Source organism: Tetragenococcus solitarius NBRC 100494, assembly GCF_001544195.1.
GTDB classification, from domain to species: Bacteria; Bacillota; Bacilli; order Lactobacillales; family Enterococcaceae; genus Tetragenococcus; species Tetragenococcus solitarius.
In genome coordinates, this window is sequence record NZ_BCPY01000013.1 from 23770 (window position 1) to 49521 (window position 25752).

Here is a 25752-nt window from a genome sequence, read left to right on the forward strand (position 1 = left end):
TTTGAATGGAGACCCATTTCTAAAAATAATTTTTGAAGTTTACATACCCCACCAAGGATGCAACTGTTTACTGTACTTCTTATAAAGCTTGTCATTGAATTTGCCTTCTACTAGATAACTATAAATTAATACATTAGGAAAATAAATTCCTAAGTCCAGTAACTTTTGATAATCTTCAGGTGCAAATTTCTTGTCAATCGCTAAAGCAGTAGCAGAACTACGGCTTACTCCTGCATCACAGTGAACCACAAAGTGACTATCTTTGTATTTCTCGATAAAATTCCATGTTTTTTTATAATCATTTTCGTCAAAAATGTGGTAATTTTTATCAGGATATAGTCGATCAAACATTGCCCGTATTTTTCCACTTTTTTGATCAATATCATCAATAGGAAGTTCTAGTACCGCTTTATAACGTTTTTTTACGTTATCTGGCATCGGCGTGGCCATTTTGCCTCGATCGTAACCAGCATAAGAAATCAATACAGAATTCGGCAATGGTTCATAATCGAGCGCTTCTGGATGAGATAACGCGATTGCTTTCATATCTTTATGAATTGTATGTCCCCGCAGATTATAGGTTGCAGCCATATGAATTCCTCCCTTTCCTATTATTTGAAAACGTATCCGATACTTCTATGGTATATGTTTCTAAGTGTTTATTCAACTTTATGAATCGCATAGCTATTTTTGGTATTTGATAAGTAGTCGTGATACGATGAGAACAAAGAGAACAGGAGATTGATGTTATGAAGACATTAACAGCTGAGCAAATGTATCATTATGAAGAAACAATTATGAATGAAAAGAACGTTCCTTCTATTGTGCTGATGGAATGTGCATCCCGCGCGGTTGTACAGCAGATGAAAAAAATAATTACCAAAACAGATACGATTGTTATTGCTGCTGGAGGCGGAAATAATGGGGGCGATGGTATTGCAGTGGGGCGAATTTTACATAATGAAGGATTTCAAGTGGAAATATTTGTTGCGGGGAATCCAGACCATCATTCTGAACAAAATCGTTTGCAGCAAAAAATAGCGAAAGCATATCAAGCGGTGATTAAGACAGATTTGTCAGAAGTTGATTTTACAAATGCTACAGTTATTGTTGATGCTCTATTTGGTATTGGTTTAAATCGGCCCGTAAAAGGAGAGCCTTTAAAAACGATAGACAAAATCAATGCAGCTGAAAAAGCTCGTATTTACTCCATTGATGCACCTTCTGGTATTTCTTCAATAGAAGGAAAAGTATTGGGAAGTTGTGTTATAGCAGATGAGACAATTACATTTGGCTTTTATAAGCATGGTATGGAAAAAGAAGAACTCAAAGGTTACTTTGGAGAGATTACAGTAGACGATATTGGTTTTTTCTACGAGGAGTGAATAAGGATGAAACAAGAATCGCTGTTTTCAAATCGAAAAAGTACAACTCCTTTGGCTAGCAGGGTACGTCCTAAGACAATCGATGATTTTGTAGGGCAAAAACAATTACTCGGCCAAGGGAAAATATTGCGTGAAATTATTGAACAAGACCAAGTCTCGTCAATGATTTTCTGGGGTCCTCCGGGGGTAGGCAAAACGACATTGGCAGAAATCATTGCCCGTAAAACAAAAGCAAATTTTATTACGGTAAGTGCAGTAAATAGTGGCATTAAAAAGATTAAGGATTTGATGGAAGAAGCGGAAACCAACCGCGACTATGGGGAAAAAACAATCATTTTTGTTGATGAGATTCATCGTTTTAATAAAGCGCAACAAGACGCCTTTTTACCCTATGTTGAAAAAGGAAGCATTATTTTAATTGGAACAACCACGGAAAATCCTTCTTTTGAAGTTAACTCTGCCTTATTGTCACGTTGTAAAGTATTTGTGTTAAATGAACTAACGGTCTCTGACATTGTCGAGTTGTTGAAAAGAGCGATTAAAAATCCTGATGGCTTTGGTGACTATCAGATCGTTATTGATGACAGAGCAATTGAAGCGATTGCTCGTTTTGCAAACGGAGACGCTCGCAGTGCTTTAAATACATTAGAAATGGCTGTGCTAAATGGTGAAAAAGACGGCATGAAGATTGCCATTACAACGGATACTTTGGAACAAATGATTAATAAAAAATCACTGCTGTATGATAAGTCTGGAGAAGAACATTACAATATTATCTCTGCTTTACATAAGTCAATGCGCAATAGCGATGTGAATGCAGCGATTTATTGGCTAGCGCGGATGCTTGAAGGTGGTGAAGATCCGCTTTATATTGCAAGGAGACTTGTGCGTTTTGCTAGTGAGGATATTGGTTTAGCAGATACGAATGCGTTAAATGTTGCGGTCAACGTTTTTCAATCCTGTCAATTTTTAGGGATGCCGGAATGCGATGTTCATTTGACAGAAGCAGTAATTTATTTGGCTCTTGCTCCTAAATCAAATGCAGTCTATAAAGCACGACTAAATGTAAAAAAAGATATCAAGGAATCAATTAATGAGCCTGTCCCACTTCAGATTAGAAACGCCCCCACTAATTTAATGAAAGACTTGGGCTATGGTAAAGATTATGAATATGCGCATCAACAAGAACAAAAGCTCACAACGATGAAAACCATGCCACCTGCACTAGAAGGGCATGAATATTATTTTCCAACAGAAGAAGGAAAAGAGGAACGTTTTAAAAAACGACTTGAGTATATTAAACACTGGCATGAAGAAAATGGCTGAAGTCAGCTACTTAAAGTAATAATAGCTGAAAAATAAATGGCAGAGCTTGCCTTGTTAGAGGTAAGACCTGCCAAGAAGCTTTCTTTTTATAAACTTTTTTCTAATTGTAATAATTTCACTTTCCGGTCCAAGCCACCGCCATAGACCGGTTAGGTTTTTCCCATCACTGGTTAAAACGATTCTTCCTAGAGGACTCTCTACTTTGGTCATATAGGTCAATGTAGCCACCTTCTTTGTGTTAAGAATAAATGAATTTAAGTAAAAAAACAATTTTTTTGAGTTTTAACGAAAAAACCAGCTATAATAAATATGAGGTTAAATTAAGAGGATAGGGAAAGGAGATTATTATGGGATTACTCGTTGACGGCAAGTGGTACGATCAATGGTATGATACAGAAAGTTCAGGCGGACGTTTTATTCGTAGTGATTCGCAATTTCGCAATTGGGTAACCAAAGATGGCAGTGCAGGACCAACAGGCGAAAGTGGCTTTAAAGCAGAGCCAGATAGGTATCATTTATATGTTTCTTTAGCTTGTCCTTGGGCAAGCCGTACGTTAATTATGCGTAAGTTAAAAGGTTTGGAAGAGATGATTTCACTATCTGTCGTGAACCCGTATATGGGAGAAAACGGTTGGACTTTTTCAGAAGATAAAGGCGTCATTAAAGATCCGATAATCAATGCGGATTACTTATACCAAATTTATACGCATGTCGATTCTGACTATAGCGGACGTGTCACTGTTCCTGTTTTATATGACAAAAAACAAAATAAGATTGTCAGCAATGAATCTTCAGAAATTATGCGGATGTTTAATTCTGCCTTTGATGAAGTTGGAGCTAAAGCACGGGATTATTATCCTAAAGAATTGCGACCAGAAATTGATGCAATCAATGAAAAAGTTTATAATAACGTGAACAATGGTGTCTATAAAGCTGGTTTTGCGACTAAACAAGAGGTTTATGAACAAGAGGTTAAAAATCTGTTTAATGTTTTGGATGAATTAGAAGAAAGATTAGCTCAGCAACCTTATCTGGTAGGAGATCAATTAACTGAAGCAGATTGGCGTTTATTTACGACGCTTGTTCGTTTTGACAGTGTTTATTTTGGTCATTTTAAATGTAATATTCATGCTTTAACTGATTATAAAAACTTATGGCGCTATGCTAGAGAACTATACAATTATCCTGGTATCAAAGATACAGTTGATTTTTATCATATTAAAAATCATTACTATAGAAGTCATCCGACGATTAATCCGAATGGCATTGTGCCAGTAGGTCCAGAATTGGATTGGCGTTTGGCTGATTAAAATAAATCTCTGGCTTTTCATATTGCCAGAGGTTTATTTTTCTTGTTGAGATATTTATTTTGTAATGTCTTTCCGTATAAAAATATTTCTGAAAATTCTAATTTTCTTTTGACATACAAAAAATATTATTGTATAGTAAAACGCAAATATCAGTAGGCTTTGAAAAGAAAAGTACAAAACGAAGAATTTTAAAGAGAGCTTCAACAGGTGAGAAGAAGCATTGGGCGCGTTTTGGAAAATGGTCTTTGAGCATTTGACTGCAAGCAAAAGTTAGTGGTCAACGGGAGTACCCGATATCGTATAATGGTATCAACGGTGTACCAGAAGAGATTAGAACTGTGAAGTTCTAATAAACAAAGGTGGTAACGCGAAGCTTTAGCTCTCGTCCTTTTCAGTTAGTGAAAAGAACGAGAGCTTTTTTATTTGATACAAAGCAATTTAACGGTTGAATAGGAATGTTTAGATAACTTGTTAGTCAAAGGAAGGAGCATAATAAGGTGGAAGTTACTTTACTACAAATCGATGTCATTTTTGGCGATCCAGACCAAAATTATCGTCATATTGAACAAGTATTTAAAAAGGCTGATTTAAAACCTGAGCAATTAGTCATTTTACCCGAACTTTGGGATACTGGGTATGATTTGGCACGTCTGCCACAAATTGCAGATGAAAATGGGGTTCGCGCTCAAAAATTTTTAGCTTATTTAGCAAAAAAATACCAAGTCTATCTTATAGGAGGTTCAGTGGCTCGACAGAATACAGCAACTTTTTTTAACACAACTTACGTTTACGATCCAGATGGAATGAAAATAGGCAGCTATGATAAAGTCCATTTATTTCGTTTAATGAGAGAAGACCAATTTTTATCTGCAGGAAATAAAACACTTCTTTTTGATATTCATGATTTTCATATTGCTTGTGATATCTGTTATGATTTGCGTTTTCCGGAATGGTTCAGAAAACAAGCAAGTATGCAGGCGAACCTTTTTGTTGTCCCGGCGCAGTGGCCGATTCAGCGTTTAGATGCATGGAAAAAATTATTACAGGCGCGGGCGATTGAAAACCAATCCTATGTCATTGGCGTTAACCGTGTTGGCAGTGACCCGGATAATCAATTTGCGGGACATTCGTTGGTTGTTGACCCATTAGGAAAAGTAATTAAAGAATTAGGTGAATCAGAAGAAATTGGGAAAATAACAATTTCCAGCGATGAAATAATAGCAAGTCGCAAAGAAATTCCGGCTTTTTCAGATCGTCGGCCTGAACTATATTAATTATGTATGAAAGAAGGAAAATAGATGGCACTATCTGAACGATTGCAACAATTGCCAGACCAATTCTTTGCTAGTTTAGTAAAAAAAGTGAACCAAAAAAAGGCGGAAGGTTATGATGTCATTAATTTAGGACAAGGAAACCCTGATCAACCCACTCCTGAATTTATCATTAAAGCAACCCAAAAAGCATTAGAAACCCCAGAAAATCATAAATATTCTTTGTTCCGTGGGAATCCACCCTATAAACAAGCTGCTGCTGATTTTTATCGTCGAGAATATGGTGTAGCACTTGATCCAGAAAAGGAGATTGCGGTATTAGGTGGTTCCAAAATTGGTCTGGTAGAATTACCGCTAGCGGTAATGAACCCAGGAGAAACGCTCCTTTTGCCAGACCCGGGATACCCGGATTATTTATCTAGTGTGGCTCTTGCTCAAGTGAAAAAGAAACTGTTTGCACTAAAACCAGAAAATCAGTATTTACCAGACTATGAAGCTTTTGAAGAAGATTTGGCTGAAGCAAAATTACTCTATCTAAATTATCCAAACAATCCGACAGGCGCGCAAGCAACAAGTAATTTTTTCGCAAAAACAGTTGCAATGGCAAAAAAGCATCAAACCATGATTGCTCACGATTTCGCTTATGCAGCACTAGGCAGTCCCAAACCGCGTAGTTTTTTACAAACTCCCGGTGCAAAAGAGGTGGGCGTGGAGTTTTATACGTTATCAAAAAGTTTTAATATGGCGGGCTGGCGCTTGGCTTTTGCATGTGGAAATGCTGAAATTATCGAAGCCATCAATTTGATTCAAGATCACCTCTTTGTAGGCTTGTTTCCAGCGTTGCAAGAAGCAGGAGTGGCGGCGTTGTCAGCTAAGGATAATCAAATTCCCGAGCTGAATCAACTATATCAAGAACGCCGGGAAACTTTTGTGAAAGCAGCTGAAAAAATTAATTGACACGCTTATCCCACAAAAGGCGCATTTTATGCATGGATGCCGGTTCCAGCAGGCTATACCAGTGAAACTTTTACTGATTTATTGCTGGAAAAAGCCCATGTAGCTGTTGCTTCAGGTATTGGCTTTGGGCAACAAGGAGAAGGCTATGTGCGGATCGGATTGACGATTGATAAAGAACGTTTAAAAGAAGCAGTAGCAAGAATTGCAAAATTGGATTTATTTTGATGAAGAGTATAGGCTGACAAAAAAATTACAGTATTTTTGCGGAGACAAGGGGTTGTGTATCAAATTGTAGCTGCTGTCCATTCGGTCTAGCAAAGGAACGGACTAGGTAAAAAATGAAACAATTGGCTTCCTATCTGAAAGAACATCCTTATTTTGGAGGCTATGTAATAGGACTGATTGTTGTAGGCTTCCAAGTGAACTATACAAATAGCTTGGGTTGATCGAGGGAATTGATCGTAATTATACCGTGATAAATCGTTGTTTTAAAACTAAAATTGTTCTCTTATTAGAAAGAGATTTGACATAAACCCTACTTCATGAAGTATAATAAAAGGAATCTACTCAGCTACTCCCAAAACTTGTTTTAAACGCGGTAAGGAGAGGATATTGTGCAAGATGAAAAAATAAATAAGATTCCTCGTTTGATCGATGAAGTTGAAAAAGTGATTTTTGGTAAACGAAAAGTTATTCAATTAACGATTGCAGCATTACTGGCGGGCGGTCATGTACTTTTTGAAGATGTACCTGGTGTAGGTAAAACTCTGATGGTTAAAACGTTAGCTAAAGCCATAAAAGGTACATTTTCACGTGTCCAGTTTACGCCAGATTTATTACCCAGCGATGTTACCGGTGTCACCATTTTAAATTCACAAACCAATCAATTTGAGTTTCGTCCGGGGCCTATTTTTACTACGGTTTTGTTGGCAGATGAAATTAATCGAACGACACCTAGGACTCAAGCGGCTTTACTAGAAGCTATGTCAGAAAGAGCTGTAACGATCGATAACCATACCTACTCGCTGTCTTCTCATTTTTTTGTTTTAGCTACTCAGAATCCTGTGGATTACGAAGGAACATATCCTTTGCCAGAAGCACAACTCGATCGATTTTTATTTCGTTTGTCTATTGGGTATCCTTCTTTTGATGACGAGTTGAAATTAATGTTCAATAATCAACAAGCTGAAGTAGCAATTGAACAAATTGTTAGTGCAGAGGAAGTTGAAGAGTTAAAGACATTAGTAGCTGAGGTGTATGTTGATAAGCAAGTGGCAAAATATGCCTTACAATTGGTTACGGCTAGCCGAAATCATTCGGCAATCGCCTTAGGAGTCAGCCCTCGAGGGAGTGCAGCCTTTATTCACGGCGCGCGAGCCTATGCATTAACTCAAGGAAGAACTTACGTCACACCTGAAGATTTACAAACAATCCTGCCTGCGACATTTGGACACCGCTTGCAATTAAAGGGTGGTTACCATGATACTAAGCAGCTTAGGACGGTAATAGACCAACTGATTGAGGAAGTACCGATTCCGGTTCGGCAGGTGAAAAGATGAAATATTTTCAGCAGATTTGGCATTGGTTGGCCCTATTGTTCGTTTATTTATTTATAGTCGTTTATGCGCTAGCGTTTCCATCCGATATTGGATGGGCTTTGTTCATATTTGCTACGCTAGTTGTCTTGACAGAAATTTTTAGCCTGATTGGTGCGCTACAAAATATTCAATTTAGGGCGCAGTCGTATTTAATTGTACACGTTGGCGAGACAGTCCCCGTTCAAATCAAGATGAAAAAGCGGCGAGGTAAGCTCCTCTGGCTGGCTAACCTTAAGCTTTTTTCTCCTCAATATCTGGAAACGTTTAACTACTTGTTTTATCATGGACAACAAAAACAACTGCTAGTTACTTGGAAAGTACGCACACGAGGCTCAGTTAAAAAGCAGACAATTCATCTTGTTGGTTCAGACCTTTTTGGCTGGTTTAAAAAAGAAGCCGCTAACCAATTTACGGTGAATTGGCTGGTATTGTCGCCTATTCATTTGTTAAGCAAGCAAGCTGCTTATTTTTTTCAAAAATCATTGTCGAGTACGTCCCAAAATTTTGGTGAGCATTCTTTTAAAATTAAAAAATTCCGTCCCTACCAGCCTGGTGATCGGCTAGGTCAGGTTGATTGGAAAATATCAAGTAAGCAGCAAGAATTAATTTTACGTGAATATGAACAAAAAGAACCAAGTAAGACAATTTTGCTTTTTTATGGGGCGAATAGTCCTTACTTTGAGGAACTTTTGAGTTTGTTTTATTCTTTGTGGCAAGAATTATCAGCACAAGAAGTTCAATTCATCCTCTTAGGCCAACAAGTTAAAAATCAAATGCGTATAACAGAAGAAGATTTTGCTATGGTTGAACCCTTAGAACAGGAAGTTGAAATTCCTGATTTTGGGCAAAAGCAGGTCATTATTCTTATTCCAGAAGCCAACCTACAGCCTACAACACTGCGGCCTGTTCAAGTATATGATTATCCGCAGCTACTGCAGCGACTAAAGGAGTGAGGCGATGCCAAAAAGAATTTATAATAAAGCAATTCCGATAATACTCACATTTTTCACTTTTTCGATTGCATTTTACCAGCTTTTAAAGATTTACCATATGGAAAACCAGCTAAATGTTAATATTGTAGTTATTGCCCTACTTTGTTTGATTGCGGGGATTATTCCTCGATGGTTTCTGAAAATTCCTTTTTATTTTTTGGTCTTATACAGCGGATTATTTTTCAATTTTCCGCAAAACTTGTCCTTTTCTTTAAAGTGGGGGGCGGTTTTTTGGGAACGTTTGGTTCATTTAAATGGTTTATTTATAGCAGGAAGAATCGGCTATTTACCTGAAGAAATTGCGGTTAGTTTGGTATTTTTTGTTATGATTTTACTAATAGAATTAATTATTGAGTACGAACGAGTAATCATAAGTTATCTAATTATTATCAGCTATATGTTATTTTTAACGATTTATAATGATATCGAATTACAAGTAGAAATTGTGCTTTTTGCCAGTTTAGGACTATTACAGCGATTCTTGATTGTTCATAAAAAAAATAAACAAAACTACTTGGCTATCACAGCGGTGCTTAGTGTTTTCTTACTAGTTACGCTGATGATTCCTAGTGAATTTATCGAAATGAGAATGCTGGAGCCCAGCGCCACGCTCAGGAATTATTTGAATACCAAGGGCTTTTATCAATTTATTGAAGAAACTGGCGCAGGGAATTTGTCTCGTAGTGGGTTTAGTGAAAATGATAGAGTATTAGGCGGACCGCTTTTAGATGATAACCAAATAGTACTTGAAGCACAGCAATCCTCGCCTCACTATTGGCGCGTAGATAGTAAGAGTCTTTACACTGGCTCTGGTTGGGAAAATTCGGGGACTGAAGATGCAGCATTAGCCACATATAACGGACCACAAATCGAGCTAGCTAATAACGATTATCAAGGTTCTTTTGCCGAAAATGAAGAAATCACGCTTAGCCGTGAAACACCAGATACTTATCTGCCTTTACCTTATGGCGATAAACAGATAAAGGTTGGAGATGCGGCAACCGAACTCTATGTGAACCAAGAAACACAACGCGTAAACTTTCAAAATGCGTCTCAATCGGATTCGTTTCAGATCGATTGGCAAGATTTTGATTATACAATGGAAGAACTTGCCGATGTGTCTTTAACAATGCCAGATTCCACACTTGATTATTTACAACTACCGGAGCAACTGCCAGAACGGGTTACCGAGTTGGCAGAAGATCTAACAGCTGAAGAAGATACTTTACTTGGACAAGTAACAGCGATTCAAGATTACTTGAAAAATGCGGGGAATTTCCGTTATTCAAAAATTGATGCGGGTTTTCCTACAGAAAACCAAGATTATGTCGATCACTTTTTATTTGATTCTCAGGTAGGTTACTGTGATAATTTTTCTTCTGCGATGGTAGTGATGCTGCGCTCTGTCGGCATTCCAGCACGTTGGGCCAAAGGCTTTTCCAGTGGTGAAGAAGTAAGTGAGGGTCGTTATGTTGTACGCAATAGCGATGCCCATTCTTGGCCAGAAGTATATTTTGAAGGGTATGGTTGGCTGCCATTTGAACCAACGCCATCATTTTCACAACCTTTAGAACAAATTGATACTGCGATAAATGATGATACACAAACTTCGTCTACTAGTAGCTCTATTACAGAAGAGACGACTGAAACAAGTTCTACACAAACCAGCAGTAGTACAACCACAACCGAAAGTACAACTACGACAGAAACAAAAGAGACAGCGCCAACGACGAGTCGTTTCTTGTCACTTCCTCCACTTGTCAGAAATATTCTTTATGGATTATTAGCCGTAATTCTACTGGGATTTGTTTATATGTTGTGGAGCAACTATTTTTATTGGTACATGCTAGTTTTAATTAAAGTAAATAAAGCTTCTATTCTAAAAATTTATCCAAAATTATTGCACAAGGCTGAGAAATTTGTTTTGCGTACACCCGAGCAACCGTTAAATGATTACGCACAAGTTTTTGAAACAAAGTACCCTCAATTTGATAAAAGTTTCATCAAGCTCACTGCTAACTATGAGAAACGTCTTTATGGAGGAATAGAAAAAACAGATGAACGGCAACAAGACCTGATTGTTGAAGTAGCAAAACAACTTACTAAAATCAAAAAATAACAAAGCGCTTTTTTCCTATACCTTGTGACTGAACGAAAAAAACGATAAACTATTTATTAAGGAATAAGCGGATGAAACTTTGGACAAGTGTAAGGAAAGTCAGGTTTTACCAGGAAAAGAAGGCGGAGTATGACAAAAGTTCAAAAATGGGTTGTCTCATTGTTGGCGATGGTTGCTATTTTAGTTTTGGGGTTTAGTTTCCACTTGGTTAATAAAGCAAATACAAAAAAACAAGAAACAACGACAACAACTTCCACTTCTACAACTAAAAAAAGAACAAACGAGGAAGCGGAACAAGCGAAACTACTTGCCCAACAATATGATTACGATGGGGCGATTAAAGAATTAGAAGGCGCAGATACGAAATTAGCAGATAAATTAAAGACAAACTATGAACAAGAAAAAGAGCAGCTTGTAGCTTGGCAGGATCCAGAAAAAATCTCGCATGTATTTGTACACAGCTTGGTTGCTGATGCGGATAAAGCGTTTCATGATAAAGAACAAGCACAAGGTTATAAAGACTATATGATTACGATTTCTGAGTTTAAAAAAACCATTCAGCAACTTTATGACAATGGCTATGTGCTGGTTACGTTTGATGATTTAGTGAAAGAAGATTCAAAAGGCAAACTGCAATTTAAAGGGGTAGATTTACCAGAAGGAAAGAAGCCGCTAATTTTTTCTCAAGACGACGTAAATTATTATGAGTATATGAAAGACGCTGGCTTTGCTGAAAAATTGCTTGTAAACAAAGAAGGTGAAGTTAAAAATACTTATAAAGAAAACGGACAAGAAAAAACCGGCGATTATGATATGGTGCCTATATTGGATAAATTCGTAGAAGAACATCCTGATTTTTCTTATCGTGGTTCCAAAGGCATTTTAGCCTTAACTGGTTATAATGGTGCACTTGGTTATCGAACTTCTAAATCTGAATACGGAGACAACGAAAAAACAGAACAGGAAATCGCAAAAGCCAAAGAAGTTGCTGACCGGCTAAAAGATACAGGTTGGACGTTTGCTTCTCATACTTGGGGGCATATTAACATGGCAGAAGTTGGGCAAAAACAGATCGCTAAAGATACACAACGTTGGAAGGATGAAGTTGCCCCGATTATAGGGGATACTGATGTCCTAATTTACCCGCATGGAGCAGATATTAGCGACTTTCAGCCTTATGATAAAAATCCGAAATATGATTATCTAAAACAACAAGGATTTCGTATTTTTTGTAATGTAGATGCTTCGGTGCCTTCTTGGGGGCAATTCAATTCAGATTATTACCGTAATGCGCGCATTAACCTTGATGGGATTCGTTTCAAATCTGAATTAGACGGGCAGAATGATATTTTAGAAGATTTTATAAATGTAAAAGATGTCTATGATGATAAGCGAGATAAATAAAGAACAAGGAGGTCATCTGATTCTTGTTTTTGTATATTAGTGATAACGTCGTGCATTTATTTATATTTTCTTAATTTAGTATAGAAATTTTTAAGTTCATAGAACAAAGTATTGCCTTAAAGTAGACACTAAAGGTTAGAATGAAGATAAAGTAAGAAAAATTGTTGCAGACTGTTAAAAAGACGTATAGCTTTATATAGACATTAGAAGGTGGAATGACTATCTTTAAAAAATTAGCTAAATTCATTGTAGTTGTGTTAGTAGTCGTTTGGACCAAGCCCCTGTGGGAAAGCCCTGTAGAAAATTTCACTACGCAACTTTTTGGCGAAAATTTGAGCTTTAGCCGTATGCAAGACCAAGCAACTTCATTATTTGATTCTATTGTAGATAATAGTGCCGATGATGAACAAAGCCGAACAAAAGCGTTAGAATTATCTCAGCCTGAAGATCAAACCTTCTCCGTCGGAAACATTGAGATTGGCGATAGTAAAGAAGAAATTGAACAAACCTATGGAGAACCAAAACGTGAAACGACCAACGAATATGGTTTAAAATGGGCTAGTTATCATGAGAACTATCAAAACTTTTTGATGGTCGCTTATGACCAAGAAGACATTGTCCAAGGCTTGTACACGAATCAGGATATGATTGCTTCTCAAAATGATATCTCCTTAGGAAGCACAAAGTCTGAAGTTCATAAAAAACTAGGTGAAACAGAATCTACAATTGCTCATAACGGCTTTAACATGCAAATAAATAGCGATGGTGAATATGATGTTTATCGGATAGATGGAAACTATGTCACAATTTTTTACGATGAACATGACAATGATGAAGTGACAGCTATGCAAATTGTCGCAGAGCCATTGGAGACCTCCAAAAGTTCGCTTTATGCTGATGCTAGTGATGCCTTAAAAGAAGGGTTTGAGTATCAGCTCTTTGATATAACAAATGCCGAACGTTCTAGACGTGGTTTGAATGTATTAGATTGGAACGAAGAAGTAAAAAAGACAGCTAGAAAACATAGTACGGATATGGCAGTCAACCATTACTTTGACCATACCAATCAACAAGGGCAATCCCCTTTTGATCGTATGCAAGCAGATGGTATTACTTTTATAAGTGCAGGCGAAAATCTAGCTCAAGGACAAACAAGCAGTATTTTTGCTCATCAAGGATTAATGAACTCAGAAGGTCACCGGAAAAATATCGTTAATGAGGATTTTACCGAGCTAGGTGTAGGCGTTGATTTTAATGAAGATAACCAACCGTTTTATACTGAAAACTTTTTAAGTAGGTAAGAGAAATGTCTTCTCATAAAAACGTGAGGAGACATTTTTTATTAGCAAATCAAAAACAGAAAATTTCATTTCTTTTTTAAACAACTCCTATTTTTTTATGATACACTAGAAGGAATTATGATAAGCTAAAAAGGCGTTTACAGGAAAGACTAGAAGTTTTAGAAATTCTGATATTGTAGCGCTTGAAAGCAACCAAGCTGTTGGTTTTACTGGCTTTGTTATGTCAATTTCGTGAATGATGTTCTTATTTAATAAAAGAGTTTTATAGAAAAAATGAAAAGAAAAATGACCACAATTAAATTTTTCCATGTAAAAACAGAGTGATTTTTAAAATTTGTATCAATCAAAATAATAAAGGAGAATGCTGATGGGAACGGAAACGATACAGACTCAACGATTAAAATTACGAAAACTGCGTGTGGAAGATAGTAGTCAGATGTATGCAAACTGGGCTTCAGATTCTAAGGTTACACGGTATTTGTCATGGCCGCCTCATGACACGATTGAAACTGTAAAGGCATTGCTAGTTGAAAAACAAGAATTGTACATGGATCCCAATTATTTTGATTGGGGTATTGAAGTTAAACAAATGCAGGAATTAATTGGAACAATTACTGTAGTAAAACAACATGAAAAAATTCAAACGTTTGAGATTGGTTATGCGATTGGTAAAAATTGGTGGGGAAATGGATATGTAGCAGAAGCACTGCGGGCAGTTGTTTTCTATCTTTTTCAAGAGACAAAGGTGAATAGAATAGAAGCAGCACATGATATAAATAATGAAAATTCAGGTAAAGTGCTTCAAAAGGCTGGGTTTACTTATGAAGGGACATTTAAAAAGCGCGGAGTAAATACTAGCGGCATCGTTGATATATCTATTTATTCTATACTAAGGAATGATTGGGAAAATGCGAAAGGAATTCATTAATCACTTAAAAGAAAAAGAGTAGGCATCAATTTTTTGTGCCTACTCTTTTTCTTTTTTATTTACAAAAAATTTGTTTGTTATACGAGAAGGGACCATTTTTTCTGCAATAATAGTTTTTTGCTAGACAAATCCTAAACAAGACAAAAACGACAACGTTATGCTATGATTTTTTAGTCTTGTTTAGGCCTTTTTGTAAAAAGCAGGCCAATTGCTTAAATATTAAGTTTTTTTGTTTTTGTCGTTAATAAACTGGCAATAAAAGAGGAGGTGAAAAATGTCATTATGGAATTTATGCTAAACGACAAAGGTAAAAAAATTTATTTTTGGTTTAATTATAATAAATATGTACTTAGCACTCATTTTATAAACAAGATAAATGGAATATAAGGCAAGGGAAGGAAAAAAGTGGCAAAGAATTATAATAAATTAGCAAAAGAAATTATTGAGCATGTAGGCGGAGAACACAATGTTGAACAGCTTCAACATTGTGTTACGCGACTACGATTTTATTTGAAAGATGAAAGTAAAGCAGACACAGAATACCTGAAAAACCTTGCAGGGATCGTTACTGTTATTGAAGCAAGTGGTCAATATCAGGTGGTCATCGGTAATGAAGTTGGTGAAGTGTATGAAGCAATTTTAAATATTTCTAATATCGATGGAGAACATACGGTTTCTGGTGAGCATAAACAAGGTAAACGTAAATTGCTCGATAAATTTATCGATTTAATCTCAAGTATATTTCAACCATTTATTGTATTATTAAGCGCAACCGGAATGATTAAAGGAATTGTTGCTTTATTAGGTGTTTTTGGGTTAGACGAAACAAATAGCGGATTTTATGCAGTACTAAACGCGGTAGGAGATGGCTTCTTTCAGTTTTTACCGGTCGTTATTGCTCTGACAGCGGCAAAAAAATTTCGGATGAACATTTATTCTGCTCTGGCAATTGCTTTTGCTTTGGTCTATCCTTCATTAAGTGATATAACAGCCGGTCAGCCGCTTTATACCTTGTTTGCTGGCACTCATTTTAGTGCAGATGTGTTTACCACCTTTTTAGGGATACCGGTGTTATTACCGCCAGGAGGCTATTATTCAACAGTGATTCCTGTGATTTTAGCGATATGGTTTGGTGCGAAAGTTGAAAGAGGGTTTAAAAAAATAATACCGACAGTGATTCATTCATTTTTAACGCCCTTTTTTACCGTATTAGTGACAGCTACCATGGCCATTTTGTTTATTGGTCCTATTGCGACTTGGAGTGCAGATTTGATTGGTCTGGTATTTATGGGAATTTACAAATTGAGTCCGGTGATTTTTGGTGCGCTAGTCGGCGGATTATGGCAGCTACTGGTGATGTTTGGACTACACTGGGGCTTAGCTCCGATTGGTATCTTACAAATTTCTGAACAAGGCTTTACACCGATATTGTCTAACTCAGGGAGCGCAAGTTTTGGTGTACTTGGGGTCTTATTAGCGCTTATCATTAAAAATAAAACCAAAAAAGTAAGAGATATTGGGATTCCTGCTACAATTGCTTCTATATTCGGCGTAACAGAGCCGGGAATTTATGGGCTATTATTACCGATGAAAAAACCTTTTGTGGTCGCTCTCATTTCTAGTGCAATAGGCGGGGCTTATACTGGCTTTTTTGATGTGGTGGTTTACCGTATAGGTGGATTTGGTATCTTTACGCTTACCAACTATATTACAGATGACGGTCAGTTAACGATGAATTTTTGGCATCGTGTGATTTCGTTTATTTTAGTTACACTAATTGCTTTTGTAATTCAGATGTTTATGAAGACTCCGCAGTTAGATACTAGTATAGAAAAATCTGAAGAGAAAAATAAAAAACAGTTAGCTGGCAACTCTGAACTTGAAAAGACGCGCAAACAAGAAATTATTGCTAGTCCTTTAGATGGGAAGCTAAAAAATCTGTCCGAGATTGAAGATAAAACTTTTGCTAGCGGTGCTATGGGTAAAGGAATCGTAATAGTTCCTGATGAGGATATGATTTGTGCACCTGCTAATGCTACAGTCAGTATGATCGCTAAAACAGGACACGCCATCAGTTTGACGACTGGTCTTGGTACAGAAATTTTAATCCATATCGGTTTAAATACTGTTGAATTAAAAGGAAAAGGGTTTGAAAAATTAGTTCGTAAAGGAGATAAAGTGCTAGCTGGACAACCTTTGATTCATTTTGATCTAGCTAAAATAAAGCAAATGGGCTACTCGTTAGATATTCCAGTTGTTGTTACTAATGCAAATGACGCTACTGAAATAGTGTTTAGCGATGAAAGTCACGTAGAACATGGAGATTATTTATTTACCGCAATGAAATAAGAAATATTTGATAACCGGCGAAAACATTCAGCTGCTTTTTCGCCGGTTTTTATGTATTCGTTGATTGCGCATAAAAAAGTTGTTTTTGTTTTGTAAAGGACGTATAATTAATTTTATATAAATTTTAATTCTAATTTTATTTATAAGGGGTTGTTTTTATGGAAGAAAAATGGATATCAAAAGCACTTGTATTAGGAAGTGCTTTATTTTTAGTTGGCTGTGGTAGCAGCGATAATGCGAGTAAAGATAAGGCAGAAGCAAAAACAGAAGATGCCACAATTAAAGTAAAACAAGGTGATTATGTGTTACAAGATGGCGAAGATGTAGGTGAAAACGAAGGATATTTAGCCTTAGATATAGCCATTAAAAATAATACAAAAGATACCATGCAAGTATCTAAGGGCGATTTAACATTGTATGATGAAGAGGATAATAAAATTTCTAATGCAGATGTTTATACTGACGATGATGACTTTGAAATGCTCAGCAATACAAATCTATCAGGTGGGAAAAATGTTTCTGGCTATGTGGTGTTTAAAGTAGATAAAGACAAAAAATATGAATTACATTATACGCCAGTATTAACAGAAAGCTCAGAAGATAGCGAAGAAGTGGAAATTAATGTCGACGCTTCAAAATATGCAGATGCTTCAGAAGAAGTGGAGAATTTATCAGAACAATATGTATCAGAAGTGTTTTTAGCTAAAGAAAATACAGAAAATTCAGATAAAAAGGAAGCAAGTGAGCTAGGAAATGATACAAAAGAAGAGCACCAAAACTTTAATGAAACATTTGCTGAAGCCTTAAAAAATGAGTTTTACGCTTACTCTCCTTCAGCCGAAGAATTACAAAAAACAGTAGAGTCTTTTGAAAAAGCAAACCAGGAAAAAGCCAAAGTGGAATATAAGGTCGCTTCTTTATCTCCTAATCGTGCGACAGTTTATGTAAAACCAGAAGTGATTGATTTTACGAAAATTGATTTTGATTCCATTGGGGATCAGTTTGTTGATGAAAATAAAGGAAAGTACTCAGACTATGAAAAAGCACAAAAAGATGCAGAAAAATACATTTTGCAAAAATTACCAGAAACGTTTAGTAATGAAGATGTGAGCCAACCCCAATATATTGATGGTGATGGATACAAACTGAACTTGACTAAAGAAGACAAACAATGGACCGTTGATTCTTCTGATTCAAATGATAACTACGACTATAAAGATTTAGAAATAAGCTTTATGGGAGGATTAAGTGAATAACAAGATAAATAAAAAAATTCTGGCAGTGGGACTATTTTTATTTATGATTCTCGTTATTTTGAGTGTTATCTATTGGCAAAATTCTACCAAACATCAAGCTAAGCTTTTAACCGAAGCTATCGTGCAAAAAGATTATGCTGCCTTTCATAAAGTTACACCTAGCTTTAATGATGGAACAAAATTAAATAAAGAAACATTTTTAGTTTTTGCTGAAAGCATTCCTAAAAAGGATAAGGAAGCAGAAATAAAAAAACGGGTAAATAACGATTCCCTTTTTGAAAAAAAGAAAGGAAAAAGTTGGTTTGCCCCTACTAAATTTATGCCTTATCCACGTTATTTCGGCTTTGAAAATGAGGAAACTTCGCAGGTAACCTTTTCTATTGGTAAACATTTATTAAGCGGTAAAGGCAAACGTGTGGGGCCTTTAATTGGTGGGGATTATCCAATAGACTATACGGTTAGTAGCCCCATATATGGAAAAATGCAGCAAACACAACAAACGGATTTGAGAAAAGAAAATCAGACAGTAACTTTGGACGAAAAAGAAGCGTTTATTGCAAGTAAAAATTTTCAAGAGAAATTGCTGAATCAAGTGGTCTCTTATTATATTGCAATGAATCAAGGGCTACAAAATGATTTAGATTTTAGTGGTGTAACTCAAGCACAAGAGGAAACAAAAGCTAGCTTGCAGCAAACTTTTGATGAGCTTCGTCCTTATATTGAGTCGGTGGAGCAGACCTTTCAAAAATTTGTTATGAATAGTGAATCACTCAAGATTGAAGGAAGTAGCCAACCACAAGCTGTTTTTGATATTTATACGGATGTGGCTTTGTCTCTTAAAGCCAACAATAAAGGGAAAAGAGCTGAAGAAATAACAAATGCTTCACACAATGCCATCGTTACTATGGAATTTGATCAAGAAACAAAGAAATGGTTAATTTATTCCATTGATTTTGAAACGTATACGCAGCAACCAGATGATTGGGCACATACCAATGAAGTGACTTTACCGGAAATAAACCAAGCGCGATGGTATGAAGACGGAAGAAAACAAGGCAATATTTAAAAAATTCCCTTCTTAATTGAAGGGATTTTTTTATGAGAAAAATGCCACTTTTTGTTTTTTTAATCTTATTTTTAGGGATGTCAAATAAAAATTTTAACGAAAAAAAGATAACGTTTATTTTTTTTGCTTGAAAGTTCGATATAGTAAAATGCTGATTTAATGCAGTTTTTAAGGATCTTCCCTAGAGTTTTCCCTCTGAATTTTTCAATTTGTTTTCGCATTGTCATAAAAGTAATGAAATGTTATTTTCTATTAACACACAAGAGCACTGCGTATGTTAAATTAAGGACCGTGGTTGAAAGCCACAGAGTTAAAAAAATCTTGGAGGTATTCATTCATGAAACTTAAAAAACTATTACTAGGAACAGCATTAGCAGCAGGTACTGTTTTTGCAGTGGGCACAACAAGTGCAAATGCGGATGAAATTTATACAATTCAATCAAATGATACATTAGCAAAAATTTCTACTAAATACACAGGAGATAAAAGTTTGATTGATTCAATCGTCGAAGCAAATGACATTAAAGATAAAAATATGATCTATGTGGGCGAAGAATTAACGATTCCAACCGACGGAGATAGTAAACAAGCTCCTGCACAACAAGAAGCACCTGTACAAGAGCAACAAGCTCCGGTACAAGAAGCTCCAGTGCAAGAACAACAACCGGCTGAACAAGAACCTGCGCAAACTGAACAAGAACCAGCACAAGCAGAACAACAACCTGCTCAAGAAGCAGACACTTCTAACGATTCATCTTCTGTTGAAGTAAACGATCACTTGAAACAAATCGCGCAACGTGAATCAGGTGGAGATATCCATGCAACTAATCCAACTTCTGGTGCATCCGGTAAATACCAATTCCTACAAAGTACATGGGACTCTGTAGCACCAGCAGAATATCAAGGTAGCCCTGCCGCAAATGCTCCTGAAGAGGTTCAAGACGCAGCAGCTCAAAAATTATATGATACAGCTGGTCCTTCCCAATGGGTAACTGCATAAGTTGAATCATATTTTATTAAAATAATGCACAAATTCAATGAAATTAAAAGGACTCACGTCATGTGGGTCTTTTTTTCTACCAAAGAAAGTTTAAAAGCTATCCTTTTTTGAAAAATAAAGTTTTTGTTTTTTAAATAAGATTTTCAAACGTTCTAAAGACAGCGCAACCAACAAGCTAGTGATGCCATTTTTAATGAAATTAAACGAGCAATACCGATAATAACTAATCGAGCAACACTATTTACATAAGGATTGGCAGATTTTGTCATCGTAATAATTTCTTCCATGGGCCAACGATATAAATTCCCATAAAATGGTAGGATGACATAGACATTGGCTAAACAAGCTATAACTGTTGCAACAAAAGTTCCGATAATTGTTCCAAGTAAAGCAGCTTCTTTTGATAAATCAACCAAGCTGGCCACAGATAACTGAAGTTCATTGCCTCACCAGTAAGCATAGAGCTAGAGACCGCAGTTGTTACTTTCAATAAATTTTTAAGCAACACAGCGAAGATACCTGAGCTGGGACCTAAAAAAATGTACCAATCATCTCAGGGATTCCGGATAAGTCAAATAAATGGAGGCATAAGGGTAAAGGGAAAATGTAAGCAGCGTTAATAAATAGGCGACTATTGCCAAAATAGCGGCAAAAACAGTTTTTTGAGCAGAATTTTTTCATAATCGGTTCTCCTTTTTTAACAAATTAAAAAGCTTTGCATATTCAAGCAGAGCATAAGAAAATCAACTAGTTAAGAAAAATTGGAGGACAAAAGAGTATACTGCTTCAACTCCTATTATGGATCCAATCTTTTTCCACCCAGACTCTACTGTCAGTTTCAGAAGTTCACTGAATCAATCTTGTAAGGTTTTCGGACTTTTTACCGCTGGTGGAAAATTACATCCTTCAGGGCAGGATGTAATTTTGCTCACGTTTTCACATTTTGGCTATTAAGAAAGCCAAGGATTTTATTAACTTTGGTCGATAAAAGATTTATTTTTTGTTTTTTCTTTTCTTTTTCATTTCTTCGACGGTTAATGCTAAATGTGCTTTATCTCAATGAACAAGATGTTGAACTTAACACAAAGACGCTGTACAACAACAATCATTGAAAAAATCTCGTTAAAAAGCTTCAATAAACGAATAAACAACACACTAACTAGAATAAATAATAGAAAAAGCTGGTGGTATAGTACAATAGTTTGCTAAAATGATTAGAAATAGTTTATTAAATTCAAGCTTATTGGGAAAGCGCATTCTTATTGCTTTTGGAAAGAAAGGAGACTAGGATGATCTTTTTTTGGATAAGTTCGGTCGTGATGCTGATCACTTGGGCTTTAGGAATATACACAACGAGTGTCGCAAGTAATTTTTTTCTTTTTAGCGCATTGTTCTTTGTTCTTTATTTCATCATCCCGATTTTAAAAAATCTCTATAAAATAATTGATTTGTGTTTATTACCTCTTTTGGTCTTAGCTATGTTTGAAAATATTTTATTACTTTGGCTAATCATTGGAACTCTACTCGTATATGCCAGCATCTATTTATCTACTAAGTCATTATCTATCTATTTGGGGTATCTGACGTTCATCATTGTCTTGGCCCCTTTGCTTGATCAAGAATGGTTGCTAGCTTTGATTGGATTATTGGCTTCTGTTCTCTTTTCTTTTTTTGTTATAAGTTGGAAACAAGCCGATGTTGAAAAAGAAAGGTATAAAGATAAGTATGAATCTGTTTATAGCCTATATCGTGCTTCAAAGAGACAAGTAGGAGATTTGGAGAAGGTTACCAGACAAGAAGAAAGAAACCAAATTGCCAGAGAAATCCATGATTCAGTAGGCCATCGTTTGACTGCTTTGACGATGCAACTTGAAGCGGCGAGATTGCAGGCAAAAGATAGTGAAAGTCAAAAAACATTTATGCAGTTAAAAACACTTGCACAAGATAGTTTAGCAGACACGCGAAGTGCAGTTAAAACATTTAAGACAGAAGATACTGCTGGCCTTCAAGCGGTCATACAGCTGATACGAAAATTAGAATCTGAAAGCCAGCTTCGAGTCGCTATCACAATGAAAACAGGTGTTTTGGGAATCGTTTTGTCCAACCAACAATCCGTTACGTTGTACCGTTCGATTCAAGAAGCATTGACCAATATGATGCGGCATAGTTTGAGCCGTCAAGCAGCTATAGAATTTCAAATTATTGCTCAAAGAGATCTACGTTTTCAAGTCACACATCCTTTGAAAGAAAAAATTACAATTACAGAAGGATTCGGCTTGACGAATATGCGAGAACGTTTATCTGAGATTGATGGACGATTGACGGTAAGACAGCTAGGAGGGGAACTTCATGTAATGGGTCAATTTCCATTGGAGGTGAAAAACGATGACTGATATTTTACTTGCTGAAGATCAAACACTGGTTCGTCAAGGGTTAAAACTGATGATAGAAATAGACGAAAAATTTCAGGTAACGGGTGAAGCCAGTAACGGAAAAGAAGCGATCGCGTTATGTGAAAAGCAGTCTTTTGATGTTGTTATTTTAGATATTCGCATGCCCGAAATGAATGGGTTAGAAGCAGGACGAAAAATTCGCGAACGTTGGCCTGAGGTGATTATTCTGATGTTAACAACATTTAATGATGAAGAATATGCATTAGAAGCATTAAAATATAAAGCAAATGGGTATCTATTAAAAGATGGGGATGCAGAAGTTTTGAATCGATCCATTAAAAGTGCGCTAGCAGGTGGACTGGTTATTGAAGATCATGTCGCAGCAAAGGTGATGCCTGCCTTAATGAAAGATCAAACGGAAAAATTAGAGATAAATGAATCACTGACCAAACGTGAGTTGGATATTATTGCTTGCATTGGACAAGGAATGAATAATCAAGAAATTGCAGCAAAATTATTTTTATCTGTAGGAACGGTAAAAAATCAGATTTCTATTATTTTAGATAAGCTAAATTTACGAGATCGCACGCAGATAGCTATTTATTCGCTGGAACATGATTTAAAGAGATAGAGATAGTTACGAAAAGTGACATAAAAGTTATGTTGACAAATGGACGAACAGTTTTGAGACTTTTTTAGCGTCGTAGTAAAAAGCATGAGATACTTAGTAAAATTAGGCGAAAGAAGGTTTGAGAAATGACAGAATCAAAATTTAACAGACAGTTTTTTATCAACCTATTCATTCCTATATTGGTTGGAGTTATTATCTGGTTCTTTCCGGGAAGACCTGCAGAGGTGCCAGTTGAAGGGTGGCATATGTTAGCAATATTCATTACCACTATTTTAGCTATTATTTTAAAGCCGTTGCCAATGGGCGCTATAGCGATAATCAGCTTAACAATTACGATAGTTATAGGGCCGCTGAGTACAGAAACGGCCTTAGATGCTTTTGCGGGGACTAGCGTTTGGTTAATTGTTTTAGCTTTTTTCCTGTCCAAGGGAATCATAAAGACAGGCTTAGGGACTCGAATTGCCTATACATTAATAGAATAGAAATATTTGGCAAGAAAACACTAGGGCTTGTGTATGCTATATCAGGCGTAAATATTGTGGTTGGGCCGGCTATCCCTAGTAGTACTGCAAGAACCGGAGGCGTTATGTTGCCGATAGTTCAAGGTTTGGCAGATACATATGATTCAAGACCGCAAGATGGCACTCGCAAGAAAATTGGGGCATTTTTAATCACTTGTCTTTATCATGTGGACACAATTGTGGCGACCATGTTTCTAACAGCGGGCGCAACTAAACCCTTAGCACAGGAACTGGCGGCTGGTTTTGGAATTGAGATTACTTGGATGAATTGGTTTTTAGGCGCTTTAGTTCCGGGCCTACTTTCGTTAATCTCTATCCCGTTGATTTTATTTAAAATTTACCCGCCAGAAATAAAGGAAACACCAGGAGCTCCTGAATGGGCTAAGGGAAAACGAAGAGATATGGGTCCAATGACTTTTGATGAGAAAAATATGACGTGGATTTTTGTCTTGGCTATTGTTTTGTGGGTATCAGGACAGTTTATTGACTTAAGTGCTGTGACGGTAGCATTGATAGCTGTTTCTTTACTACTATTATTGAAAATCTTGGAATGGAACGATATTACTCAAGAAAAAGGAGCTTGGAACACTTTAATCTGGTTTGCGATTTTAGTTATGATGGCAGGGCAGTTAAACGAGCTAGGATTTATTCCTTGGTTCAGTGATGCGATTGCCTCAGCAGTGTCTGGCTGGGGTTGGGTGGCTATATTCGTTACACTTTGCCTAGCTTTCTTTTATACCCATTACTTTTTTGCTAGCTTAACCGCTCATGTTACAGCCATGTACCCAGCATTTTTAGGCGTCGCTTTAGCTTCTGGTGCGCCACCGCTGTATGCGGCTTTAATGCTTGCCTACATTACCAATATTTGTGGATCAACTACGCATTATGCGAGTGGTCCTGCAGCTGTCCTTTTTGGAGAAGGCTATGTTACGCAGAATGAATGGTGGAAAATAAGCTTTATTATGGGACTGTTCTACTTATTTATTTGGTTGGTTGTTGGTTCAGGTTGCCTTCGTTTGATTGGCTTTATGTAGCAACTACAAATATTTAATGAAAAAAATAATAGTATTCAAGAAAGGGATAAAAAATGAAAGTAACGATGATAACTGGAGACGGAATCGGGGAAGAGATCTCACAAGGTGCAATGGATATTATAAATGCCTCAGGTGCAGATATTGTATGGGATGTTGTCCGTGCTGGACAAACAGTTTATGAAGAAACCGGAACACTTATTCCAGATAAGGTATATAAAAGTTTAGAACAAAATAAAGTGGCTTTAAAGGCGCCTATGACTACCCCCATTGGCAAAGGGTTTCGTAGCGTAAATGTGACATTGCGGAAGAAATACGATTTATATGCTAATATCCGTCCGATACAATCGATTGGTGCCATGGAAACACTATTTAAAAAATTAGATTTAGTTTTGTTTAGAGAAAATACCGAAGACTTGTATGCTGGTATCGAAGAAAAAATTTCTGACGACGAAATGCATAGTATAAAAATTATTACTAGAAAATCCTCAGAGCGAATTATTCGTCGTGCATTTGAGTATGCCAAAGAGCATAACCGTGCTAGTGTAACTGTTGTAACAAAAGCGAATATTATGAAGCTTTCTGATGGACTATTTTTAGATATTGCCCGCGAAATTGCAGCTGAATTTCCAACCATTGAATTTAAAGAAGTATTAGTAGATAATATGGCGATGCAATTAGTGATCAATCCGTATCAATTTGACGTTGTGGTAACCGAAAATCTATATGGGGATATTTTATCGGATGAAATGGCTGGTCTTATTGGTGGATTAGGTCTTGTTCCAGGAGCGAATGTAGGAGACAATATGGCTATCTTTGAAGCTGTTCACGGGTCTGCTCCAGACATTGCCGGCAAAAATTTAGCTAATCCCACTGCTATTATTTTAGGTGGCTGTATGATGTTAGATTATTTA

General features: G+C 36.5%; 19 protein-coding genes, 2 pseudogenes and 1 other annotated feature. Of the genes and pseudogenes, 19 read left to right on the forward strand and 2 right to left on the reverse strand.

Annotated elements, in window-relative coordinates; translation table 11 throughout:
* Nucleotides 1–39: 39 nt before the first annotated feature.
* Complete coding sequence (locus tag TS1_RS05620; protein ID WP_061841311.1) at nucleotides 40–591, reverse strand: protein-tyrosine phosphatase family protein; 552 nt, start codon at nucleotides 589–591, stop codon at nucleotides 40–42.
* Between the two features lie 158 nt (nucleotides 592–749).
* Here TS1_RS05620 and TS1_RS05625 point away from each other — a divergent pair, with 158 nt between their 5' ends.
* The 15 genes and pseudogenes from TS1_RS05625 to TS1_RS05695 all read left to right on the forward strand — a co-directional run bounded on the left by TS1_RS05625 (nucleotide 750) and on the right by TS1_RS05695 (nucleotide 20262).
* Nucleotides 750–1385 (forward strand): NAD(P)H-hydrate epimerase, encoded by a 636-nt coding sequence (locus tag TS1_RS05625; RefSeq protein ID WP_061841310.1) that lies wholly within the window; start codon nucleotides 750–752, stop codon nucleotides 1383–1385.
* Nucleotides 1386–1391: 6 nt separating this feature from the next.
* Nucleotides 1392–2711 (forward strand): replication-associated recombination protein A, encoded by a 1320-nt coding sequence (locus TS1_RS05630; protein WP_068708677.1) that lies wholly within the window; start codon nucleotides 1392–1394, stop codon nucleotides 2709–2711.
* Between the two features lie 347 nt (nucleotides 2712–3058).
* The gene (locus TS1_RS05635) at nucleotides 3059–4021 is read left to right on the forward strand and encodes a glutathione S-transferase family protein (protein ID WP_068708679.1); all 963 of its coding nucleotides are present in this window, start codon (nucleotides 3059–3061) and stop codon (nucleotides 4019–4021) included.
* Nucleotides 4022–4171: 150 nt separating this feature from the next.
* Nucleotides 4172–4414: a binding site (T-box leader), on the forward strand.
* Between the two features lie 104 nt (nucleotides 4415–4518).
* A complete protein-coding gene (locus TS1_RS05640; protein ID WP_068708681.1) occupies nucleotides 4519–5295 on the forward strand; it encodes a carbon-nitrogen family hydrolase in 777 nt (258 codons plus the stop codon).
* A gap of 24 nt (nucleotides 5296–5319) precedes the next feature.
* Nucleotides 5320–6474, forward strand: a pseudogene (locus TS1_RS05645) (aminotransferase class I/II-fold pyridoxal phosphate-dependent enzyme).
* Nucleotides 6475–6863: 389 nt separating this feature from the next.
* Complete coding sequence (locus TS1_RS05650; protein ID WP_068708683.1) at nucleotides 6864–7808, forward strand: AAA family ATPase; 945 nt, start codon at nucleotides 6864–6866, stop codon at nucleotides 7806–7808.
* Nucleotides 7805–8800 carry a DUF58 domain-containing protein gene (locus TS1_RS05655; protein ID WP_068708685.1) on the forward strand — a complete coding sequence of 332 codons (996 nt, stop codon included), beginning with the start codon at nucleotides 7805–7807 and terminating at the stop codon, nucleotides 8798–8800. Before TS1_RS05650 ends, TS1_RS05655 begins: the two co-directional genes overlap by 4 nt.
* Nucleotides 8801–8804: 4 nt before the next feature.
* On the forward strand, nucleotides 8805–10958 hold the full coding sequence (locus TS1_RS05660) for a transglutaminase-like domain-containing protein (protein WP_068708687.1): 2154 nt from the start codon (nucleotides 8805–8807) through the stop codon (nucleotides 10956–10958).
* 129 nt (nucleotides 10959–11087) lie between these two features.
* The gene (locus tag TS1_RS05665) at nucleotides 11088–12362 is read left to right on the forward strand and encodes a polysaccharide deacetylase family protein (protein WP_068708689.1); all 1275 of its coding nucleotides are present in this window, start codon (nucleotides 11088–11090) and stop codon (nucleotides 12360–12362) included.
* Nucleotides 12363–12577: 215 nt separating this feature from the next.
* The gene (locus tag TS1_RS05670) at nucleotides 12578–13663 is read left to right on the forward strand and encodes a CAP domain-containing protein (protein ID WP_068708692.1); all 1086 of its coding nucleotides are present in this window, start codon (nucleotides 12578–12580) and stop codon (nucleotides 13661–13663) included.
* A gap of 367 nt (nucleotides 13664–14030) precedes the next feature.
* Complete coding sequence (locus TS1_RS05675) at nucleotides 14031–14591, forward strand: GNAT family N-acetyltransferase (RefSeq protein ID WP_083498245.1); 561 nt, start codon at nucleotides 14031–14033, stop codon at nucleotides 14589–14591.
* 405 nt (nucleotides 14592–14996) lie between these two features.
* Nucleotides 14997–16940 (forward strand): beta-glucoside-specific PTS transporter subunit IIABC, encoded by a 1944-nt coding sequence (locus TS1_RS05680; RefSeq protein ID WP_068708696.1) that lies wholly within the window; start codon nucleotides 14997–14999, stop codon nucleotides 16938–16940.
* Between the two features lie 158 nt (nucleotides 16941–17098).
* Complete coding sequence (locus TS1_RS05685) at nucleotides 17099–18196, forward strand: DUF4352 domain-containing protein (protein WP_068708698.1); 1098 nt, start codon at nucleotides 17099–17101, stop codon at nucleotides 18194–18196.
* Entirely contained in the window at nucleotides 18189–19262 is a 1074-nt protein-coding gene (locus TS1_RS05690) for a zinc ribbon domain-containing protein (protein WP_068708700.1), read from the forward strand. Before TS1_RS05685 ends, TS1_RS05690 begins: the two co-directional genes overlap by 8 nt.
* A gap of 337 nt (nucleotides 19263–19599) precedes the next feature.
* Nucleotides 19600–20262, forward strand: a complete 663-nt coding sequence (locus TS1_RS05695) for a LysM peptidoglycan-binding domain-containing protein (protein WP_068708702.1) — start codon at nucleotides 19600–19602, stop codon at nucleotides 20260–20262.
* A 152-nt stretch (nucleotides 20263–20414) separates the two neighbouring features.
* Here the strand turns inward: TS1_RS05695 and TS1_RS12710 are convergent, their stop codons facing one another.
* Nucleotides 20415–20678 (reverse strand): hypothetical protein, encoded by a 264-nt coding sequence (locus TS1_RS12710; RefSeq protein WP_245610110.1) that lies wholly within the window; start codon nucleotides 20676–20678, stop codon nucleotides 20415–20417.
* Nucleotides 20679–21551: 873 nt separating this feature from the next.
* Here TS1_RS12710 and TS1_RS05705 point away from each other — a divergent pair.
* The 4 genes and pseudogenes from TS1_RS05705 to TS1_RS05720 form a co-directional block, all read left to right on the forward strand.
* Nucleotides 21552–22655 carry a sensor histidine kinase gene (locus TS1_RS05705; RefSeq protein WP_068708705.1) on the forward strand — a complete coding sequence of 368 codons (1104 nt, stop codon included), beginning with the start codon at nucleotides 21552–21554 and terminating at the stop codon, nucleotides 22653–22655.
* On the forward strand, nucleotides 22648–23286 hold the full coding sequence (locus TS1_RS05710) for a response regulator (protein WP_068708706.1): 639 nt from the start codon (nucleotides 22648–22650) through the stop codon (nucleotides 23284–23286). The genes TS1_RS05705 and TS1_RS05710 overlap by 8 nt, the downstream gene beginning before the upstream one ends.
* A gap of 125 nt (nucleotides 23287–23411) precedes the next feature.
* Nucleotides 23412–24841, forward strand: a pseudogene (locus tag TS1_RS05715) (DASS family sodium-coupled anion symporter).
* A 53-nt stretch (nucleotides 24842–24894) separates the two neighbouring features.
* The coding region (locus TS1_RS05720) for an isocitrate/isopropylmalate dehydrogenase family protein (RefSeq protein ID WP_068708708.1) at nucleotides 24895–25752 on the forward strand (858 nt) is incomplete at its 3' end.

Coding starts and splice junctions, on each gene's coding strand:
- TS1_RS05655 (WP_068708685.1), top strand. CDS start 7,805: ATGAAATATTTTCAGCAGATTTGGCATTGGTTGGCCCTATTGTTCGTT.
- TS1_RS05685 (WP_068708698.1), top strand. CDS start 17,099: ATGGAAGAAAAATGGATATCAAAAGCACTTGTATTAGGAAGTGCTTTA.
- TS1_RS05660 (WP_068708687.1), top strand. CDS start 8,805: ATGCCAAAAAGAATTTATAATAAAGCAATTCCGATAATACTCACATTT.
- TS1_RS05625 (WP_061841310.1), top strand. CDS start 750: ATGAAGACATTAACAGCTGAGCAAATGTATCATTATGAAGAAACAATT.
- TS1_RS05620 (WP_061841311.1), bottom strand. CDS start 591: ATGGCTGCAACCTATAATCTGCGGGGACATACAATTCATAAAGATATG.
- TS1_RS05675 (WP_083498245.1), top strand. CDS start 14,031: ATGGGAACGGAAACGATACAGACTCAACGATTAAAATTACGAAAACTG.
- TS1_RS05635 (WP_068708679.1), top strand. CDS start 3,059: ATGGGATTACTCGTTGACGGCAAGTGGTACGATCAATGGTATGATACA.
- TS1_RS05710 (WP_068708706.1), top strand. CDS start 22,648: ATGACTGATATTTTACTTGCTGAAGATCAAACACTGGTTCGTCAAGGG.
- TS1_RS05695 (WP_068708702.1), top strand. CDS start 19,600: ATGAAACTTAAAAAACTATTACTAGGAACAGCATTAGCAGCAGGTACT.
- TS1_RS05670 (WP_068708692.1), top strand. CDS start 12,578: ATGACTATCTTTAAAAAATTAGCTAAATTCATTGTAGTTGTGTTAGTA.
- TS1_RS05630 (WP_068708677.1), top strand. CDS start 1,392: ATGAAACAAGAATCGCTGTTTTCAAATCGAAAAAGTACAACTCCTTTG.
- TS1_RS05665 (WP_068708689.1), top strand. CDS start 11,088: ATGACAAAAGTTCAAAAATGGGTTGTCTCATTGTTGGCGATGGTTGCT.
- TS1_RS05705 (WP_068708705.1), top strand. CDS start 21,552: ATGATCTTTTTTTGGATAAGTTCGGTCGTGATGCTGATCACTTGGGCT.